This is a genomic window from Trichocoleus sp. Lan (assembly GCF_039961855.1).
In the GTDB taxonomy this organism is placed as follows: Bacteria; Cyanobacteriota; Cyanobacteriia; order Cyanobacteriales; family FACHB-T130; genus FACHB-T130.
On the sequence record NZ_JAMPKA010000003.1, the window covers coordinates 176650 to 195882 of the forward strand.

The following is a 19233-nucleotide window of genomic DNA, read 5'->3' on the forward strand; positions in this document are numbered from 1 at the left end:
TTCGATGACAGACTGGTAGGAAGCGATCGCGCGTCAGGCAGAATAAGTCTAAAAAACAAAAAACAGGGAGTCGCGATCGCGACTCCCTGTTTGCCGATCCTCACCGAAGATTTAACTAACGACTGCGTTGAAGATAGCTTTCTACATTGCTAATCGCTCGTGTCGCATATGAATCCCCAGGACGTAGATTAAGTGCCCTTCTAAAGTTAATCAAAGCAGTTTGGTAATCTCTTTGTTGGGTTGCAGCGTACCCAAGTCTCATGTACTGAGTATAATTGCCCTGCCGACCACTCCGTTGCGTAGCCCCTGTATTACCTGCGGGATTCTGCTGGGTAGTGCCCGTTCCTGCTGGATTTTGTTGCCCAGTCCCAGTTCCGGCTGGATTCTGCTGAGTTGCACCCGCACCAGATGGAGTTTGTTGCCCAGCCCCAGTTCCGGCTGGATTCTGCTGAGTTGTACCCGCACCTGCTGGAGTTTGTTGCCCAGTACCTGTACCTGTACCTGCCGGATTCTGCTGAGTTGTACCAGTTCCCGCACCTGCTGGAGTTTGTTGTCCAGTACCTGTACCGGCTGGATTTTGCTGAATTGTACCAGTTCCCGCGCCTGCTGGAGTTTGTTGCCCAGCGCCAGTTCCGGCTGGATTTTGTTGAGTTGTACCAGTTCCCGTGCCTGCTGGAGTTTGCTGGGTAGTACCCGCACCTGCTGGAGTTTGTTGCCCAGTGCCAGTTCCTGCTGGAGTTTGCTGAGTTGTACCAGTTCCCGTGCCTGCTGGAGTTTGCTGGGTAGTGCCCGCACCTGCCGGATTCTGTTGCACAACTCCTGGGCTAATTACCTCATAGTTAGGTTGCCCAGTACGAGTACCAGCGGGAGTTTGTTGGTTAGTACCCGTACCCGTACCAGCGGGAGTTTGTTGGTTAGTACCCGTACCCGTACCAGCGGGAGTTTGTTGGTTAGCACCAGCGCCAGATGGATTTGTTTGTGTCCCACCTGGAGTACTCTGAGCTAATAATTGTTGGCTTCTCGTACTAGAGTTGGAATTGATGAGGGCTAATGCTGGAAAACTGAGGAAAACACTAGCGCCAGCAACGCTCATCAAGCTAACAAGCTTTTTAACCGAATGTTTCTGATTTTGCGTACTCATGGGAATATCCTGAACTTAGGCTAAAAAATACTGACTTTGGCAGCTTTCTTGCCAAAAGCGAACAAATGTTGGTTGTAAAAAAATTGACCTTCAATCAGTTACGTCAGTTAGCAGCCTAAAGACATATTTCTTGAAACTCTTTGTTAAAACCCTACCTCTATTATTTTCTTGGCTCGTCTATCTAAAGAGTTGTACTAATGTTAAATTAATCTGTCTAATTAGGTAGTAATATCCAATCCGATTGATTACTCGCAATTTCCCAAAATCCAAAGCAAGTCTAAGTCTCTATCTCTCCTCCCTGAAATGTGGGTAGATAGAGGAAGCGGTTTCCTCTTGCGAGAAATCTACCAGATTTGAAATGAGGCAGCTAACAGAAATCCACTGTACCTATACTTTGATATCGCAAGCCTGAATGATTCGTGAAGGCGAGATCCCCGACTTCGAGAAAGAAGTCGGGGATCTGAACTACTAGCATCCACACTCAAATAGGATTGCCATAACAATTGAGTTAAAAAGGTTTAGAAAAAGACAAGAAGCAATTTTGGCTCAGGCGCACTGAGACAGAGTAGCGGATGAATTGTACTGCTGAATCGGAATCGCGATCGCAAACTCTGTTCCTTTGCCCGTTTCGGAAATATAGGTCAATTGACCGCTGTGTTTTTCTACCACGATTTGATAACTAATTGACAACCCTAAGCCAGTTCCTTTGCCGATAGGTTTAGTCGTAAAGAAAGGATCGAATAATCGTTGCTGTACCTCAGATGTCATTCCAATGCCGTTGTCTGCAATCCGAATTACAACTTGATTGTTATCTCCGACTTCCGTGCGAATCCGAATTATCGGTGATGGGTAATGGGTATTTCCTTGTCTGTGACTAATTTCCTTTTCTAGTGCCTCAATTGCATTGCAGAAGATATTCATGAATGCTTGGTTGAGTTGCCCAGCATTGCATTCTACAAAAGGAAGGTCGCCATAGTCTTTTTGAACCACAATATCAGGGCGTATACCTCTGCCTTTGAGCCGATTTTGTAGAAACAGGAGCGTGTTGTCGATGCCTTCGTGAATATTGACACACTTCACTTCTGCTTCGTCGAGCCGAGAGAAGTTCCGCAGGGAAAGAACAATCTCAGAGATCCGTTCTGCACCTACCTGCATTGAAGATAGAAGTTTCGGCAAATCTGACCTCAGAAAATCCAGGTCAATGTCTTCCATTTCTGCTTGTATCTCTGGCACTGGCTGAGGATAGTGCTGGATAAACAGGTGCAGCAAGTGCAGCAAGTCGTAAGCATACTCGCTGGCATGGGTGAGATTGCCGTAAATAAAGCTGACAGAGTTATTAATTTCGTGGGCGATACCGGCAACGATTTGTCCCAACCCAGACATTTTTTCGGTCTGAATCAGTTGAGCTTGAGTACGCTGGAGTTCATGCAGGGTTTGCTCCAACTGGGTTGTTTTCTCTCTGGATTGAGCTTCTGATTGCCGCAGTGCTTCTGCTGCCTGTTGATGAATCTGCGATTGAGCAATGAGTAACTGATGTACGTCTAAGAGTCTGCAAATTCCCGATTGCAGTTGCACGACGATCGGTTCGTAAATGAGTTCGGGCGATCGCTTTAAGGACTGCTGTACAGTTTCGACAATGGAACTGTTGCGATCGCATACTAAAATCTCACATCGGGCAATGCTGTAGAGTGCCTTCAGAGAGGGCGGGGAAGATAACTCTAAGCTGTAGAGACGGCGCATAGATTCAAAGAAGCGCCGTCGCGAAATCATTCCGACGAAATTACCTTGTTCGGTAATAATCATGCCAGGAAGCAATGGGTTCGCTTCAAAAATCTGGATTGCTTCCTCTACGGCACGTTCCGACTCGATACTAGCGTCGTAGAGCGTTAATTCTTCTAGCGTCGAATCTAAATGTAGGGGTGACGGTTGGGAAGTCGCATCTGTTTGGCTTTGTTCAAAATCCTCAGTCCGGGTTACTGATGCTTGCTCAATCCATGCCCAGGGCATTACTTGTTGTTGAGTCCTGCTTAGCATTTCTTGTGAGTAGTCCGTCCAGTGAGAAGTGTCTTCTGGAATTTTGTGCATCAGTCCCATCGCACCTCTGTTAATGCCCTGATTCAGTATGGCTACTATCAAGCTTTTGAAAAAGCTGCGTAGTGCTACCGATCTCTACACGTTTGCGATCGCTTAATCCGGAAACAGCGATCGCGATCGCTTACGTAAATTTACGTGTTGTTCGATACACTATACGGAAACTTTAAACGCAAAGCCTCTACCACGGGTGTGAATTAGCACTCTTCTTTTGTGTAGATGCCATTTTGTAGGCTTTTAGCCACTCTCCTAATCAAGCAATCAGCCAAGGTAGCCAAATTGCTAAACTCAAAAGCGTTATAAACAGCGCTGGCAAAGTCAGGATGAGACTCAGATGACGAGAGTGAGGGTGAGAAAGAAGAAAGCGATCGCTCCTGCTGAAAATCTCGTCAAGGCGATCGCTATTGGTGCAACATAGGCAGTTGCCGCTATGCTCATCTTAGTTACGATGCCATCGTGTACCATCCGGGCTATCAATTAGAGTAATGCCCTTGGCTTGTAGCTCGTTGCGAATGCGATCGCTTTCAGCAAAATTTTTCGCACTTCTCGCTTCCTGTCTCTGCTGAATCATCGCTTCAATCTCTGCATCACTTAAACCAGCTCTGCCGCTCGCACTAACAGTTGGGGCGGGCAGTGTTGCATTAACAATGCCTCTAATTACCACATCTAAACCCAAAACATTTGCCAAACTAACTAGCGTATGCCATTGACGCTCAAGCACAGGCAAGGGTGTCTCAGTTTTGCCCTGATGCACCAAGAGGTTCCGATCGCGGTTTATACTTTTTGCCAGCTCAAATAGGATTGCTAAGCCGCCTGGAAAATTCAAATCATCATCGACAGATGTCTTAAAACGTTCTACAGTTTCATTGTCTAAGTTTGCATCCTTGTCTGAGGGATTTGTATCCCAACCCAGCTGAGAGCGATACTGATAGCCAAACAACAGACCTTCTTTTAGCGTATTCCAACCGTTTGTCGCCGCTTGTATTGCTTCATCGGTAAAATCAATCGGCTTGCGATATTGGGCTGTAAGAACAAATAGCCGCACTGCCATTGGATCGACGGGTCGATCGAGTAACTCGCGAATGGTGATAAAGTTGCCCAGAGACTTAGACATCTTCTCGCCATTTACCGTCACCATCCCGTTATGCAACCAGTAGTTTGCTAACGGCTTGCCAGTCACCGCTTCTGATTGGGCAATTTCGTTCTCGTGGTGAGGGAAAATTAAGTCAGCACCGCCAGCGTGGATGTCGATTGTATCGCCCAAGCGATCGCGCACCATTGCCGAACATTCAATGTGCCACCCTGGACGACCCGCACCCCAAGACGATTCCCAGGCGGGTTCCCCCGGTTTTGCCGCCTTCCACAGCGCAAAATCAAACGGATCTCTTTTCTTGGACGCTTCCAGGTCTTCCACCTCCACCCGGTTACTCGCGCCCGCTTGCATATCTTCTAACTTGCGTCCCGACAACTTGCCGTACTCCGGAAATTGACGCACCGCATAGTAAACATCACCCCCAGCGGGATAGGCAAAATTTTTCTGTTCCAACTCGTGAATCAGCCGCTGAATCCCATTGATCGTGTGTGTAGCACGCGGATATTCATCGGCTTCTTTGATATTCAGCCGCGCCATATCCTCAAAATAAGCTTGGATGTATTTCTCGGCGACTTCTTCCATTGACGAACCTTCAAGACGCGCCCGGTTGAGGATTTTGTCATCAATATCAGTAAAATTCTGCACATAGCGCACGTCATAGCCGACAAATTGCAGATAACGGCGCGTCACATCCCAGACGATGCAAGCTCTTGCATGACCCAAGTGGCAATAGTCATACACCGTCACGCCGCAGTAGTACATCCCGGCTTTACCGGGTTCAACGGGTTCAAAGGCTTCCTTGCGACGAGTGAGGGTGTTGTAGAGTGTTAGGGCCATTCCTAGAACTTAAGAAATAAAGTGCATCTGTATCAGTATTTTAAATTCCCTGGTCAGCAAGCCATCCATTCATCCGAATTAAAATTTTACTTTGTCGCTAATTAAGTCTCAAAAAGTAGGTGCTTAAGAGAGTAACTAGGGAGCAATGCGGCTTCAACACAACATCATGCGCTTCAACATCGACTTAACGCGATAGCGTTAGCGAAGCGAGGCGTTAGCCTAGCGCTGACTTGTCAGTTCGCATCCGCTAACACTAACGCTAACAACATTGCTTTACTGATCGAAATTCGCTTCAAGATGAAAAATGCTTAGGCGATGCGAAAAGGATTGGAGAATGCCTTCTTCAGAGTTAGGTAAGCTGGAGGGAGAGAGCGATCGCTCTGTTAGCGCGTATGCGAAGCTGTTCGCTTGCTATAAAGTAAAAGGTTGGATCTCCATTTCAAGCCATCATCGGGAGCTAAACCTACACTCCGCTTAGCGCTTAGCTCCTACAGTAATTTACGTATAGCTCTATCAACGTTTTTTGAGAAAATCTGAAAGTCGCACTATGCAACCAGCCACCACTCCCAGTCAATCTCCAGAGATAGATGCCCCCAAGCACGGCTTACCCGTGACGATCATTACAGGTTTCCTTGGCAGTGGCAAAACCACCCTCCTCAATCACATCTTGAGCAATCAGCAAGGCGTCAAAACCGCTGTTCTGGTTAATGAATTTGGTGAGATCGGCATTGATAATGAGCTGATTGTCACCACCGGCGAGGACATGGTGGAGTTAAGTAACGGTTGTATCTGCTGCACCATTAATAACGATCTCGTCGAAGCCGTTTACAAAGTTCTGGAACGCGAAGAAAAGGTCGATTATCTGGTAGTCGAGACAACCGGACTCGCAGATCCCCTGCCAGTGGCACTTACCTTTTTAGGTACAGAACTGCGAGACATGACTCGTCTAGATTCCATCATTACGGTGGTAGATTCGGAAAACTTCAGTCTCGATTTATTCAACAGCGAAGCCGCCGCCAGCCAGATCGCATACGGTGATATCATCCTGCTCAACAAGGCAGACTTGGTGGATGAAGCCGACTTAGACTCCTTAGAAGTCAGAATTCGGGATATGAAAGGCGGTGCCCGGATTATGCGAACCACCAAAGGACAGGTTCCGCTGCCGTTACTTCTTAGCGTCGGTTTATTTGAGACTGACAAATATTTCCAAAACGACGAGGCAGAAAAGGGTCACGACCATCACCACCACGACCACGGTCATGACCACGATCATCACGATCATCACGACGATCATAGTAGTTGCGATCACGATCATGGCGTTTGCACTCACGACCATCACGACCACGATCATCATTCCCACCACTTGGAAAATGACGGGTTTACCTCGATTTCCTTTGAAAGCGACAAGCCTTTTGCGATCAAGAAATTTCAAAATTTCTTAGATAATCAGTTGCCCTCGACCGTCTTCCGTGCCAAAGGGATTCTTTGGTTTGATGAAAGTCCTCGGCGTCATATCTTCCACTTGTGCGGCAAGCGCTTCTCCATCGATGATGAAGACTGGGCAGGAAAACCAAAAAACCAGTTGGTACTGATTGGTCAGGATTTAGATAAAGAAACTCTGCAACAACAAATCAAAAGTTGTGTTTGTCTGCCTTCTACTTCTCGCGGTAAAGGCTTTGGGAAATAGTTTTTAGGAATTAGCTAATTGCTAAATTCCTAATCGCTTTTCTCAGTTAGGTCAAATAGATTGCGGCTCTAATTTTTGGTCGGGGCATGGCATTGTCATGTCCCGACAGATGTATCGAAGCTAATTATGCGCGTTGTCATTCAGCGAGTTAAATCCTCACAAGTTGAAGTTTCAGATCGAGTAGTCGGTAAAATTGGGCGCGGACTTAATTTACTCGTAGGCATTGCCGAAACAGATACCGAAGCCGAACTGGAGTGGATGGCTCGTAAATGTCTGGAATTGCGCTTATTTCCAGATGAGCAGAATGGTAGCGGACGTTGGGAGAAATCAGTCCTAGAAATTGAGGGTGAACTGCTGGTAGTCAGCCAATTCACCCTCTATGGAGATTGTCGCAAAGGACGCCGCCCCTCTTTTGATAAATCTGCTGCGCCTGCGATCGCTCAAAATCTTTACGAACAGTTTATCGCTAAGTTGCGCCAGAGCGGTTTGCGCGTGGAAACAGGCGAATTTGGGGCGATGATGCAGGTAGCAATTGAAAATGATGGCCCTGTTACTTTGCTGCTAGAACGAGAAGCGACTTAACTTGAATAAGATGGACTCAAAAGCTGTAAATTTCCCCCTTCCTTTGCAGGAAAGAGGGTTAGGATGTTAGGTCATTATTAAGGCCAGATGTTTTGCCACCAAGGTCTAGAATTGCTTTGTGCAACAGGCATTTTCTTCCGAATATCCTGAATATTCCACCCAGTCAGCTTGGCGAGAGTCTGCGCCTCTTGTTCAAATCGTTTAGTCAAAGACTGTTTATACTGTTGACCCGCTTGACACTTTACATCTCCTGTAAAGGGATGACGAAGAACATAACGACCTTGAAAATTTTGTTCATTTGATGTTTCTTGAAACACCAAATCTTCCGGGAATTTATCGCGGGTGTACCGGACATGGAGACGGGTGATAAAAACATTATTAGAGGGAACAACGGCTCTACGGAAAGGCGCTGACTCGCGGGCATCCGAAGGATAATTATCTAGCCAAAAAACACCAGCTTTCCGCAGTTCTTCTGGATTTAAAGGTTCGGCAGAACAGGGATCGCAGTTCCCCATGTTCCAGGCATATTCCAGAAAGGCAACCTTTTTATCCTCACGAGTGTATGAAGTTTGAAACATCGATTTGTAGAAATCGCCAAATTCGCTTTTAACGAATACTGGGATTTCAGCATCCGAGGGAACTTTTACGGTTCTGTAATTGGTAACTTCAGCCTGACCTTGAGGCGATAAAACGTAAACAATCAAATCTTGCTCGCTGGTGGAGTTAATCATCCCTAGACGAATCGGCAACATAAATTTAGGCGATTCGTAAGCCATCTGTAGAGGCCGCAGAAATTGAGAACCGGAATTTTGAAATTCTTTAAGATTGACTTTTGCAACAAAGAATTTCATGTTTTGCCGGATATAGGGTTGCAGCAGTTGTTTTGCACCCCGTGGAATCTTATATCCGTTGCGATTTAGCCAGGTTTCTAGACCGTTTGATTCCTTTGCACTGAGAATAACAATGTCATACTCTCCCACATTGAAACGAGCTTCTACCGTGACACCCAAGCTATTGTCTTCATCCCTCCTGCCCCCTCTTACAGCGCCTGACTCTCGTGCGGCTGCTGGTGCAGGGAGTCTCTCGTACATGACCGGATTACAAGGATCTTCGTCAAAATATTCCACCAGTCGCGGCGCACTAAAAGCATCCAATCGCTCGATAATTTTAGGGTCGCCAACGTGAACCTGTTCTTTCTGAAGCACTGTTGGAACGGGGACAACGAGGGCAAAGTCTTTGACATCGCCTTGATAGTCATTCGCCATCGTTAAAATAGTGCGATCGCGATCGCGAGCAATTACTACTTGCGAGGATTTATTGTAAAGCTTTGTATCCGCTTTCGCTACATAGAATCCACAAAATCCCCAGGCTGTCGGAGCAAAGCAAATAACAGCCAGAAGCGTTATCACTAAAGTTTTACAGATCCGAAATAACTTCATTGTTACCTCTGCTAGTAATTAATAAAAACTTACACTTGTAGATACGTCTCAGATTCAGTTTCCTCAGGTTTATCAATGACTGAAGTACTGAAGGTCTGTGAGGAAGTCTCCGCCCAAGAAAATCGGGGTGCTGACCAGAGAAAATCTAACAGAACGGTCATAGGTGCAAGGGCGAATAAAGCCCAGAAAACAGCAGTAGAAATAAAAAATTGATTTCGCAAGAAAAAAGTTAAGCAGCCAATAGAAACTGCCCATACTAAACGTCCACTCCTAGCGTTAGGAATAGAACGAGGATCTGTAATCATAAACAGGGCGAATAATAACAAAGAACCGCTCATCAATCGATGTAAAAATACATCCCATGTCCAGCCAAGCCAAATATTGCGAATTGCTTCCAATAAAGCGTAAGAACCTAAAAAAGCAGCAGTTGTATCCCAACGACCAACTCGTTTTAAAATCGTGCCCCCGGTGCCTGCAAATAACAGCGCATACCACCATTCATCTCCCCATTGTCCGGGCGAAACCCAGGCATCTTTTGTCAAGATAAGCGCGGCAATAATACCAAAATTAGCAGGGTTAAAAAAATGCTTATTCCGAAAATTAAAAATAAATTTACTTAGAATTGCGAAAGAGCCAGCCAAAATCATTGTGCTGTAACTATCGGCTCTTAGTAGCAAACTGAGACCTAAAGCCGTAATAAAAGCACTCCGTAGTGAAAGCTTGACAGGAACATTTATTAAACCTGAATCAATTTCATTCGGACAATTATCTTGTACCGGAAGCAAATTGGATAAGTTTTGTTTAATCGATGCTGCTAGCCACTGAGTCACTAGACAAGTTATCATCACCACTAGAATTAGATCCGGTCTTAGCGTCCAGTCTCTTGTCCAAATACCTAAGAACAGGAACAAGGATAGAAACAGAATTTGATAGTCTCGGACATCTTTTAGCACCATTGCCGATTAATAGTAAGATTAGCCGTATCTTTCTCCTGAATCTAGACGCAATAAGATGCGAACAGGGGTTCTGTTACAGAAATTGTTACAAAGATGCCGGTTAGTTAAGACGGTTTTTACGAGCGATTCAGCTCCCAGACTTCTTGGAGAAGCTAGGGATCTTGCCAATGCTTTTCATGAATTTTAGAAAGCTTTTTAAAAGTAGTCTATATAGAAATCTTATTTGAGTTATGAGCCAGCGATTTAGATCCCCGACTGCTTCATGAATCAGCAACTCTCACTTGTGAAATTGAGAAGCCTCCAAGATTAATGGCTATGCTTTACCCATAAGTCCAAAAACCCTGTAGGGATTTTCGCATTTGAGCGATAACTTGAGGACAAAAACGGGCAACTCGCTATCCAAAGGCTTCGCCCTTTCCCGTAGCGTGACAGGGTTTTCAACAGATGTGGGTAAAGCATAGAGGTTATGGGGACGTTGTAACGACTTCAATCCCCCTGCGGATACTCCTCCCATAAGGTGGTTGTTTGCCGCAGACTCAGATAGTCACCATTGCCTAAAATCAAATGATCTAGCAGTGGAATACTTAAATATTGCGCTCCCATCAACAACTGACGGGTCAAATCTATATCTTCTTGACTGGGTTCAATGCTCCCTGACGGATGATTGTGTGCAATAATCAGCCGCGTCGCACCCTGGCGAAGGACTTCTCGGAAAATCTCGCGGGGAGGAGCCAACGTTTCAGTTGCAGTGCCAATGGTAATCACTTGAGTACCCACCAAGCGATTCTTTACATCCAACAGCACCACGGCAAATCGTTCTTGCATCTGCCACATCAACTCATGACTGAGCGCAGCAGCAGCGGCAGCAGGACTATCAATCATGGTGCTAACTCCGGGGCGAGATAGAAACGCCCGTTTTCCTAACTCAACCGCTGCTAGAATTGTGGTGGCTTTTGCTGGCCCTACACCGGGAATTTTTGTCAACTCTTGAACGCTGATATCTCGTAACATATCCAGCGGATCGCGTTGGTGTTGACTTAATTCCTGTAATATGTATTGCCCAAGACCGACAGCGGAGAGTTTTCCTGCCCCTTGACCCGTGCCTAGCAAAATCGCAATTAGCTCAGCGGTTGCAAGATTTTTGGCTCCCTGAGCCATTAATCGTTCGCGAGGACGTTCGCTAAGGGGTATATCTGCAATTCTGAGGCAATAGGTCATAAATGCACCGGGAAAGACTATATCTAGTTTTCCCGATAGTGCCGTGAGAGTTGCGATCGCGCCAAGAACAAAACAATTAAGAATTAAAAATTAAAAATTGAGAAATTCAACTTTTAATTTTGCATTTTTAATTTTTTAATTCTTTACTGTGTGAATATTTGCAGCTTTGAGCATATGATAGGCAACTAGTAGCTGAGTCAGTGCCAGAGGGTAACTTTGGAGCGTTTCCCCAGTTGTCCCGACGAGAGTACCCAGATTGGGGGTGCCGTCCAAGCTACAGAAAGGCAGTAAATCGGGGATGTCGTTACACAGCATCCGCTCTAAATCTTTGACTTGTTCGCTGGTTGCTTGACCGTCAATTTCTAGCACATCAACCGGCTTACCCATATCCCGCTCAAGTTCCAGGCGAATTGCCGGTTTGTAATTAGGACTGCTTGGGTTCAAAATCTCGGTCAAGCTTGGATGTGGAATCGTCGGTCTGAGTACCAATTGCACATTCAGGTGTGAACTGCTCTCCTCTGGCGCGTCTGTAGGCGGGTAGAAACTCACCACGATATCTGCCCATTGGCGCTGGGGACGGATGTATGCTTCTGAGTCTGGTTCGCGCTTTCTCAATTGTTCGCGAACCTGTTCTTCGTTATAGCCCCGTTTCATCGTATCTCGCTTGATCTTCCACTCAGCGCGTAGAGCTTCAGGCGGTGCTAAATAAACTTTTACATCGTGATAGTCACGGGTTTTCATGGTTGAATAACCGAGAAGCCCTTCAACAATCACAAACTTGCTCGGCTTGATATACTCAGGCGGATCGAACATCCCCGTGTCGTGGTTGTAAATCGGCTTCAGGATGGGCTGTCCATTTTGAAGCAGGGACAGGTGTTGCTCCATGATATCCAAGTAGTTGCAGTCGGGATGCAGTGCTGAAATTCCCTTCTCTGCACGCTGAATCCGGTCGTACTTGTGATAATCGTCGGTACAGATAATGGTGACATTTTCTTCACCTAATATCTGAGCAATTCCTCGTGTTAGTGTTGTTTTCCCAGCGGCACTGTCACCAACAATGCCTAGAATAATCGGACGATGGCTCATTTTCCCTCTCGCGCAAAAGCAAGTCCTGCTGGACATTCTGAATTGTTCAATTGTAGAGGGAATAGGGATCAACTCGATCGCAAGAATGCCTGCTGTTCGGGCGTTGGTTCTCAGTGCAGGTTGCTCCCAGTGCGTTCTTTATATCGGCACCCGCCAAGTAAATTAATGTAAATTAATCGCAATGCCAGATTGCGATCGCAATCTTCAGTCATGTCTAAAATTAGCTCTACTCGACCTCAACCGATGAATCCTGCGGTTCCCGTGCTGGGTTAACCGCGATCGCACTATCAGGAAAAATGCGATCGCCCACACAGCAGTTACAGCAACACATTGAGGCGTGGCAAGCGATGCGGTCAAAGTTGGGAGGGAGTGAATGAGCGATCGCATTCTACTTAATACTGTTTAACAAGGAGTCAGCGCTTCTACACGATGCACTATATTTTATGCTTATTATTTTTTATATAGTACATATGTACTAAAATATAAAATAAAGGTAGTAGTTGGCTAAAATAGGCTTGCACTACCCCTTATACTGAGGGGCGTAATGAAAGCAGAGCTTCTCAAGAGAATTTTTAGAGCGATCGCCAGTTCCGACACAGAGGCGATTGACAAACTTACGTACCTAGTAATCGAGGAAGAGCGTAGCAAGGGACATACGCTGCTAGCTGACCAGTTAGAGAACATAAAGAAAAAGAGCCAGAAGGAGAAGCCTGCAACAAATAGCAAAACAGCTTCTAACGCTGCTAAACTTGCTACTGCTTCGCTATCGGTATCGGAAAACTTACAGTCTCTCAGTGAACTGCCGACGAGCAAGCGCTTCAGTCTTCCCCTAGTTACTGTTATACCGAGGGAGAAACTACGGCATCATATGGTGCTGCCGGAAGTTGTGGAGAAACGTTTCCAGCGAATTGAGCGTGAGTATGCAGCAAGAGATAGACTTGCTCATCATGGACTGCGCTATAGGCAAAAAATTCTCTTGTACGGTTCTCCAGGTTGTGGAAAGACGCTGGGAGCAGAGCGTTTAGCCTGGAATACAGGTTTACCACTCGTCAAAGTTCGATTTGATGCAATGGTGTCGTCTTTTTTGGGCGAAACTGCAAGCAATTTGAGACTTGTATTTGAAGATGCCTCAAAAAATCCCTGTTTGTTGTTTCTTGATGAATGTGATTCGATTGCTAAGTCACGAGAAGACTCTCAAGAAGTTGGAGAAATCAAGCGAGTAGTCAATACATTTCTCCAGATTTTGGATGAGTATGAACCGTCCTCTGGTCTTCTGGTAGCAGCAACCAACCTCAACAAATCTCTTGATACTGCCCTTTGGAGACGATTTGATGACTTGATAGAAGTACCCAAGCCTGGAGAAAAAGAGTTAGGATTTATACTTAAAGATACACTATCTGCAATTGAAGTAGGCTCTATCAACTGGTCTAGTATCATTAAGCAGATGGAAGGTTTTTCTGCTGCTCAAGCTGTGAGGGTTGCACAAGATGCAGCTAAACGAGCAATTCTTGAGCGGGAGGAGCTAGTTATTCAGGAACATTTAGAAGAAGCTATTAAAGAAATCAAAGTGTCCTGAAGTTAAATTTTGGTGTCTGGAGAACTAAATGGTTGAACGCTCTGAGCGGTTTCCGCATATCCAGCTTAAGCTAACAACACAAGGAATTGCTGCATCTCCGCCAGGAGGAGGAAGAAAACAAAATCCCCAAACATCTGCAAATTTAAGTGATAGATGGGGACATGGAAGTAAGCTAAAGAGTTCAGTAGACTCCTTAGTTTCTTATTGGCAAGATACTCAAGAAAAACGAGAGGAAGAGGGAAAGCCACTAAATTCTGAAAAATCTATACCTATCATTTTACAAATTGATCCTACTGCTTTTGATGCAGAAGATTTGAGGAAATATGGTATTGAATTAATTGCTGAATTGGAAAATGGATATATTGTTGGGGCTTCTGCCAATGAGACAGAAGAATTTAGTGAACTACAGAAGAAGATAGAGAAATTTATTAAAGAAGAGCGAGGGGGTAATAAGGTTGCGGGGATATGGGAAATTCTGGATGGAACTAGGCGACCAGAATACATCCTTTCACCAGAATTACTAAATCAGTGGGATCAGATTGGAGATGAGCAAATATATATTGTGGATGTAGGAGTTGCCTGTGTAGGTACTAAGTCACAATTACCTGAATGCCCAGAACGGAAGGAAGGAGAGAGTGATGAAAAATATGCTAAACGAATTAATAATTGGATAGACAAACGTGATGCTACATACCAGCAATGGGATGCTCTCAAATCGCAGCGAGAAGATGAACTAACGGATTTCGTCACCTCTCCTCCATATCAGGGAGAAATTTTAAATATAGTCGATGGAATAATTCCTAAATCTTCTGAGCTGTCAGACAGTTTTTCTTGCCGCATTCAAATCTCAGGTCAAGGGTTAAAAGATTTAGTTTTAAGCTTTCCTTATATTTTTGATGTTAGTGAGCCAGATGAGTTTGCTGAAATTCTTCAGCGGGAAGGATTACGTGATACTGTTTCTCCTCCACCGTTTCAACTAGAATCACCAGAATCAAATGCTCCTAAAGTATGTGTAATAGATAGTGGTATTCAAGAAAGACATTCTCTTCTCAAGGCAGCAATTGATTCAGGAAACTCAAGGTCTTGGATTCCTGGAAAGACTCAACAAACGGCTGATTACGTTAGTAATGGTGGGCATGGAACTAGAGTCGCTGGTGCAGTAATTTATCCAAGAACTATTCCTCGTAGTGGCACGAAAAAAGCTGTCTGCTGGATTCAAAATGCCAGAGTTCTTGATGATAAATGCCAACTACCTAAGCAGCTATTTCCGCCTAATTTACTAAGTGAAGTTGTAGAACTTTATCACGAGCAAACAGGAACAAAACTTTTTAACCACTCTATCACTGGGGATGTTCCTTGCCGAACTCAATATATGAGTGCTTGGGCAGCGGCTATTGATAATCTGACATGGCAGAAGGATATTCTTTTTATTGTTGCATCTGGCAATTTACCCTTAAACAGACCCTTAAACGAAAAAAAAGGCTTTACAAGATTATCTGTTCAAGAACATCTTGCTGCAAATCGAACATATCCTGATTATCTGTTAGCAGATTCCTGTAGAATTGCTAACCCAGCACAAAGTTTTCAATCTTTAACTGTTGGCTCAATTTCTTCAGTTTCTTATAATGTTCCGCCTTGTTACTCGATATCAGAAAAAGATAAACCATCAGCCTTTTCACGCTCTGGTTTAGGAATTTGGGAAACGATTAAACCGGAAGTAGTTGAATATGGTGGGGATTTAGTTAAAGATGAAGGTACACCACCCAATATTACTTACCCTAAAAATGTTTGCCCTGAATTAGTGCGTTCAACTTTAAATGGTGGTTCAGCCGTTGCATCTGATACTATTGGAACATCATTTGCTGCGCCAAAAGTTAGCCATATTGCTGCATGTATTGCGGCTGACTTGCCTGATGAAAATTGCCTTCTCTACCGGGCGTTGATAGTACAATCAGCCAGATGGTCAGAATCAGCAAAAGCAAAATTAGAAACTGTTCGTTTAATGGGTTATGGTATCCCAAATCTTGAACGGGCTTTAGGTAATGCTCCAAATCGTATCACTTTAATTACCAGAGGAGAGCGTCTTATCAAAGCTAGACAGGCTCATGTTTACCAAGTCAAATTACCTGAAGAATTGCGAACTCAGGGAGAGGATTTTGATATTTTGATGGAAGTTACCTTGTCTTACAAAGCACAACCACGTCGCACTCGTAGAAATCGTCGAAAATATCTTTCTACTTGGCTCGATTGGGATTGCAGTAAGAGAGGAGAAGATCCACAACGATTTCTTGCCAGGATTTTAGATAAATATGATGCTCCGGAAGATGCCGAAAAAGGAGAGGGAATTTTTAAATGGACTCTAGGCAAACAAAATAATCACGGAATAATTAGAGATGTATCTAGAAGTGCAGGAACTATTCAAAAAGATTGGACTACTGTAAAGTCATTTGAACTCACAGAAGCTTTCTGTATTGCAGTAGTTGGACATGAGGGCTGGAATAACGATCCAAATGCTGAAGTTCCCTATTCTCTAGTAGTTAGTTTTGAGGCTTTAGGGGTTAATATCCCAATTTATACGGCTCTTGTCGAAGCTCAAGTTGAAATAGAGGTTGAGCAGCAAGTAGAAATTCAATCACTAGGGGGCATCTGACGCAATTACTTACTTTCTCCTCTAGCTGCAATCTCAATTTCTCCAATTTAGCGAGTAAACTATTGCCGCCCCATATTATTCCCTGAGGTACTGAGATAATGACGGAGTATGAAAGAGCGATCGCTTATTCGTAAGCCAAACTCCACGGGTTCGAGCGATCGCTCGAAGATAGCACAACAGGCGACCCCAATCGTTCGGCTCCATAATCTGCTATTGTGGTTCCGAGATGCGCGCATACCTTCCCTTCTCCAAATGAATCTGGATGAAGCTGAATTCGGCTAAATGACATTAATCTGTCGCAAATGACAGAGAGTTAGTCACTATACAATTTTTAATGGGCAGTACTGGACTCGAACCAGTGACATCCTGCTTGTAAGGCAGGCGCTCTACCAACTGAGCTAACCGCCCAAATTCAGACACTTTTTAGATAATAGCAGATTACGCTGCTGCTGCTACTATTCAAACAGAATAAATTTTAAAAAATCTCAAATTTTAACGGATGCCCTCTGGTCGGACGCACGATCGCATTACTTTATGGTGCCTGCCTTGGGTGGCGGGCATGACGTTCGGGCTGACTCGCAGTGGCGATCTGACGTTAATTGTTTCCGGAGGATTTTTATTCAGCGGGCTAATGTTTAGCCCTGACTTGGATCTAAACTCCCGTCCTTATCAGCGCTGGGGTTGGTTGCGGTGGATTTGGATACCCTACCAAAAGAGTTTACGCCACCGCTCGGTTTTTTCCCACGGGTTAGCAATTGGGACAATCGTGCGATCGCTTTATCTCTCCTGCTGGCTCTTTCTCGTGGGATTGTTGATATTGGGGATGCTACAGCTAGTCTGGGGTGTCGGGTGGACTTGGCAGGTGATAGCGAATCAGGTGCAGCGATCGCTTACTCAATACCCAGCTGAATGGATAGCGCTGTTTGTGGGTTTGGAATTGGGTGCGATGAGTCACTCTTTCAGTGACTGGGGGGGTTCTGCCTACAAGCGGTTTAAAAAAAGTGGATTGAAGGCGGTAATGCCTAAGCGGGTGAAGACTCGGAAGCGAACGGGCGCATCGAATCAGCGTAGAGTCAAGAAACCAACCGCCAAGACGCAGAGGACGCAAAGGTAAGATCGAAAGGCAAACTGAATTTTCGTTTATGTCAAATTCCCCAGAATCTGCTCATCCCATGCCTCAAACTGCACTAGAAGCGCTGCAACAGTTAATTGAGATTGTTGCCCAGTTGCGATCGCCCAATGGGGGTTGTCCGTGGGATTTAGCGCAGACTCCCCAAACGCTTACCCCGTATGTCATCGAAGAAGCTTATGAAGTCGTAGATGCGATTCGCACTGGGGATAAAGATGCGATCGCTGAAGAACTGGGGGACTTATTGCTACAAGTGGTGCTGCAAGCGCAGATTGCCAGCGAATCCGGGCAATTTAGCTTAACCGAGGTGGTTCAGGGGCTGACTCAAAAGCTGATCCGCCGTCATCCTCACGTCTTTGGAGAGGTTGAAGTCGAAACTGCTGAGGAAGGCCACGAAAATTGGCAGAAGATCAAAGCCGCAGAAAAAGGAGAAACGACTCAAGACACGCAACAGCTAAGTCGCAAACTGACTCGTTATTCCCGCACATTGCCACCGCTGATGGCGGGGATGAAAATCTCTCAAAAAGCTGCGGCGGCTGGGTTTGAGTGGGAGAATATTGAAGGCGTGTGGGCGAAGTTTCACGAAGAGTTAGCAGAATTTGAAGAGGCACTGCAACAGGAAGACGAAGCCCATCAGCAAGCGGAACTGGGAGATTTATTATTTACGGTGATTAATCTTGCGCGTTGGTACGATCTCGATCCTTCAGAAGCTTTACAGGGAACGAATCAGCGATTTATTCAGCGTCTGAAAAAAATGGAGGCTTTTGCCGACCGTCCCCTCTCTGATTACACATTAGATGAGTTGGAAACGCTTTGGCAACAAGCGAAAGCTCAGTTAGCAGCTTCGGGCGAATTAAACAAGGAACGCTAAATTTTTAAGCCGCGATTTGGGAATCCTGAATGAGGATGCGATACAGTTCTTCTTCCAGCCAGCACTCATCTTCTTCTGCTAGCACCAACCGTGCCTGCCGCCATATCCCAGCCATCTCTGAATCTGTGTACTTTGAAGTCAGTTTCTCCGATAGCTGTTCCAATGCTCTTGAATTCCGAGCGATCGCGATTGATGCCATTCTCCAGGAATCCCACCCATTTTTTGAAACTGCACTCATTTTCTGAAGCCCACTTCCTGACTGTTCTTTACTTAACTTAGAGGTCATTGGATTCGATTATCTTCCGTCAAAATACTGAATCTATGTAACTTCATATACTCTTCATAGGAAAACAATACTTATATAAATTTGCGATGAAATTTTCTAGCACCTGGTTTGCTGCTTTGAGTTCCTCAGCACCAAGAAGAAGGCGAACCGTGCGCTTGCAGTGTTCGCCCTTTTTGAAACTACAGGTTGGATGAAGAAAATTTCCGAAATTTAGAACAGGGATGGGAAGACAAAACCAAGCGCGATCGCTTTTTGGGTCTCTCCGCTACCTTGATAGGCTTTCGCTAGCCCCATCAAACCTCTCAGGTAGTCTTGGCGCGAGCATCGGAACAATGGCAGTATTGCTTGAGCAACCGAACTGCCTCTTGATATCGTCCTTGTTTGAGCGCGTCAAATCCGGCTTCGAGTGACATAATGCATCTCCCTGAAGAAGGAGCAGCGGTATTTGTTGACCAAATACTCGCTAGATACACGGTTTGTCACAGTAGTTTCGGAAAATTTCAGAAATTCATCTACCAAAAGATAGAACCATTGAAATGAAAAACCCGCTTTCTCGAAGAAACCGGGTTTATGGGGATGAAACTAAATAAA

At 45.1% G+C, this 19233-nt stretch carries 17 protein-coding genes and 1 tRNA gene; 6 read left to right on the plus strand and 12 right to left on the minus strand.

The features are described from left to right. Positions 1-115: 115 nt before the first annotated feature. From NDA03_RS03810 to cysS, 3 genes are all read right to left on the minus strand, one after another. A complete protein-coding gene (locus tag NDA03_RS03810; protein ID WP_348237338.1) occupies positions 116-1141 on the minus strand; it encodes a hypothetical protein in 1026 nt (341 codons plus the stop codon). Positions 1142-1687: 546 nt separating this feature from the next. Then, positions 1688-3235, minus strand: coding sequence for an ATP-binding protein (locus NDA03_RS03815; RefSeq protein ID WP_348237339.1), 1548 nt, complete (start codon positions 3233-3235; stop codon positions 1688-1690). A gap of 436 nt (positions 3236-3671) precedes the next feature. Continuing rightward, on the minus strand, positions 3672-5162 hold the full coding sequence (gene cysS / locus NDA03_RS03820; RefSeq protein WP_348237340.1) for a cysteine--tRNA ligase: 1491 nt from the start codon (positions 5160-5162) through the stop codon (positions 3672-3674). A 547-nt stretch (positions 5163-5709) separates the two neighbouring features. Here cysS and NDA03_RS03825 point away from each other — a divergent pair. Next, complete coding sequence (locus NDA03_RS03825) at positions 5710-6849, plus strand: GTP-binding protein (protein WP_348237341.1); 1140 nt, start codon at positions 5710-5712, stop codon at positions 6847-6849. A gap of 126 nt (positions 6850-6975) precedes the next feature. After that, on the plus strand, positions 6976-7431 hold the full coding sequence (dtd, locus tag NDA03_RS03830) for a D-aminoacyl-tRNA deacylase (protein ID WP_190430052.1): 456 nt from the start codon (positions 6976-6978) through the stop codon (positions 7429-7431). Positions 7432-7508: 77 nt separating this feature from the next. On the opposite strand, the gene NDA03_RS03835 is transcribed toward dtd, so the two are convergent. The 6 genes from NDA03_RS03835 to NDA03_RS03860 form a co-directional block, all read right to left on the minus strand. Then, the gene (locus NDA03_RS03835; protein ID WP_348237342.1) at positions 7509-8870 is read right to left on the minus strand and encodes a DUF2330 domain-containing protein; all 1362 of its coding nucleotides are present in this window, start codon (positions 8868-8870) and stop codon (positions 7509-7511) included. Positions 8871-8899: 29 nt separating this feature from the next. Then, positions 8900-9826, minus strand: coding sequence for an RnfABCDGE type electron transport complex subunit D (locus tag NDA03_RS03840; RefSeq protein ID WP_348237343.1), 927 nt, complete (start codon positions 9824-9826; stop codon positions 8900-8902). Positions 9827-10139: 313 nt separating this feature from the next. Then, entirely contained in the window at positions 10140-10316 is a 177-nt protein-coding gene (locus tag NDA03_RS03845; protein ID WP_190430049.1) for a hypothetical protein, read from the minus strand. After that, complete coding sequence (gene radC / locus NDA03_RS03850) at positions 10313-11044, minus strand: DNA repair protein RadC (RefSeq protein WP_190430057.1); 732 nt, start codon at positions 11042-11044, stop codon at positions 10313-10315. Before radC ends, NDA03_RS03845 begins: the two co-directional genes overlap by 4 nt. A 135-nt stretch (positions 11045-11179) precedes the next feature. Then, positions 11180-12130, minus strand: a complete 951-nt coding sequence (locus tag NDA03_RS03855) for a phosphoribulokinase (RefSeq protein ID WP_190410023.1) — start codon at positions 12128-12130, stop codon at positions 11180-11182. Between the two features lie 204 nt (positions 12131-12334). Beyond that, a complete protein-coding gene (locus NDA03_RS03860; RefSeq protein WP_348237344.1) occupies positions 12335-12517 on the minus strand; it encodes a hypothetical protein in 183 nt (60 codons plus the stop codon). 157 nt (positions 12518-12674) lie between these two features. On the opposite strand from NDA03_RS03860, the gene NDA03_RS03865 reads away from it, so the two are divergent. Then, positions 12675-13706: an ATP-binding protein gene (locus tag NDA03_RS03865; RefSeq protein ID WP_190410025.1), complete on the plus strand. Its 1032-nt coding sequence runs from the start codon at positions 12675-12677 to the stop codon at positions 13704-13706. A 28-nt stretch (positions 13707-13734) separates the two neighbouring features. After that, positions 13735-16356 (plus strand): S8 family peptidase, encoded by a 2622-nt coding sequence (locus NDA03_RS03870; RefSeq protein ID WP_190410026.1) that lies wholly within the window; start codon positions 13735-13737, stop codon positions 16354-16356. A 59-nt stretch (positions 16357-16415) separates the two neighbouring features. On the opposite strand, the gene NDA03_RS03875 is transcribed toward NDA03_RS03870, so the two are convergent. Together NDA03_RS03875 and NDA03_RS03880 are read right to left on the minus strand one after the other, a co-directional pair. Then, positions 16416-16592, minus strand: coding sequence for a hypothetical protein (locus NDA03_RS03875; RefSeq protein ID WP_190410027.1), 177 nt, complete (start codon positions 16590-16592; stop codon positions 16416-16418). 99 nt (positions 16593-16691) lie between these two features. Continuing rightward, positions 16692-16764, minus strand: a tRNA-Val gene (locus NDA03_RS03880). A 91-nt stretch (positions 16765-16855) separates the two neighbouring features. On the opposite strand from NDA03_RS03880, the gene NDA03_RS03885 reads away from it, so the two are divergent. Together NDA03_RS03885 and mazG are read left to right on the plus strand one after the other, a co-directional pair. Further along, positions 16856-17470, plus strand: a complete 615-nt coding sequence (locus NDA03_RS03885) for a metal-binding protein (RefSeq protein WP_348237345.1) — start codon at positions 16856-16858, stop codon at positions 17468-17470. Between the two features lie 28 nt (positions 17471-17498). Then, positions 17499-18356, plus strand: a complete 858-nt coding sequence (mazG, locus tag NDA03_RS03890; RefSeq protein ID WP_348237346.1) for a nucleoside triphosphate pyrophosphohydrolase — start codon at positions 17499-17501, stop codon at positions 18354-18356. Positions 18357-18360: 4 nt separating this feature from the next. Here mazG and NDA03_RS03895 read toward each other — a convergent pair whose 3' ends face one another. Continuing rightward, on the minus strand, positions 18361-18594 hold the full coding sequence (locus NDA03_RS03895; protein WP_190410030.1) for a hypothetical protein: 234 nt from the start codon (positions 18592-18594) through the stop codon (positions 18361-18363). Positions 18595-19233: the final 639 nt, after the last annotated feature.

Excerpts from the sequence above, each read along its gene's own strand:
- radC (WP_190430057.1), bottom strand. The coding sequence starts at position 11,044 with ATGACCTATTGCCTCAGAATTGCAGATATACCCCTTAGCGAACGTCCT.
- NDA03_RS03875 (WP_190410027.1), bottom strand. The coding sequence starts at position 16,592 with ATGCGCGCATCTCGGAACCACAATAGCAGATTATGGAGCCGAACGATT.
- NDA03_RS03865 (WP_190410025.1), top strand. The coding sequence starts at position 12,675 with ATGAAAGCAGAGCTTCTCAAGAGAATTTTTAGAGCGATCGCCAGTTCC.
- NDA03_RS03855 (WP_190410023.1), bottom strand. The coding sequence starts at position 12,130 with ATGAGCCATCGTCCGATTATTCTAGGCATTGTTGGTGACAGTGCCGCT.
- cysS (WP_348237340.1), bottom strand. The coding sequence starts at position 5,162 with ATGGCCCTAACACTCTACAACACCCTCACTCGTCGCAAGGAAGCCTTT.
- mazG (WP_348237346.1), top strand. The coding sequence starts at position 17,499 with ATGTCAAATTCCCCAGAATCTGCTCATCCCATGCCTCAAACTGCACTA.
- NDA03_RS03840 (WP_348237343.1), bottom strand. The coding sequence starts at position 9,826 with ATGGTGCTAAAAGATGTCCGAGACTATCAAATTCTGTTTCTATCCTTG.
- NDA03_RS03810 (WP_348237338.1), bottom strand. The coding sequence starts at position 1,141 with ATGAGTACGCAAAATCAGAAACATTCGGTTAAAAAGCTTGTTAGCTTG.
- NDA03_RS03860 (WP_348237344.1), bottom strand. The coding sequence starts at position 12,517 with ATGCGATCGCTCATTCACTCCCTCCCAACTTTGACCGCATCGCTTGCC.
- NDA03_RS03825 (WP_348237341.1), top strand. The coding sequence starts at position 5,710 with ATGCAACCAGCCACCACTCCCAGTCAATCTCCAGAGATAGATGCCCCC.
- dtd (WP_190430052.1), top strand. The coding sequence starts at position 6,976 with ATGCGCGTTGTCATTCAGCGAGTTAAATCCTCACAAGTTGAAGTTTCA.
- NDA03_RS03815 (WP_348237339.1), bottom strand. The coding sequence starts at position 3,235 with ATGGGACTGATGCACAAAATTCCAGAAGACACTTCTCACTGGACGGAC.
- NDA03_RS03870 (WP_190410026.1), top strand. The coding sequence starts at position 13,735 with ATGGTTGAACGCTCTGAGCGGTTTCCGCATATCCAGCTTAAGCTAACA.
- NDA03_RS03895 (WP_190410030.1), bottom strand. The coding sequence starts at position 18,594 with ATGAGTGCAGTTTCAAAAAATGGGTGGGATTCCTGGAGAATGGCATCA.
- NDA03_RS03835 (WP_348237342.1), bottom strand. The coding sequence starts at position 8,870 with ATGAAGTTATTTCGGATCTGTAAAACTTTAGTGATAACGCTTCTGGCT.
- NDA03_RS03885 (WP_348237345.1), top strand. The coding sequence starts at position 16,856 with ATGCCCTCTGGTCGGACGCACGATCGCATTACTTTATGGTGCCTGCCT.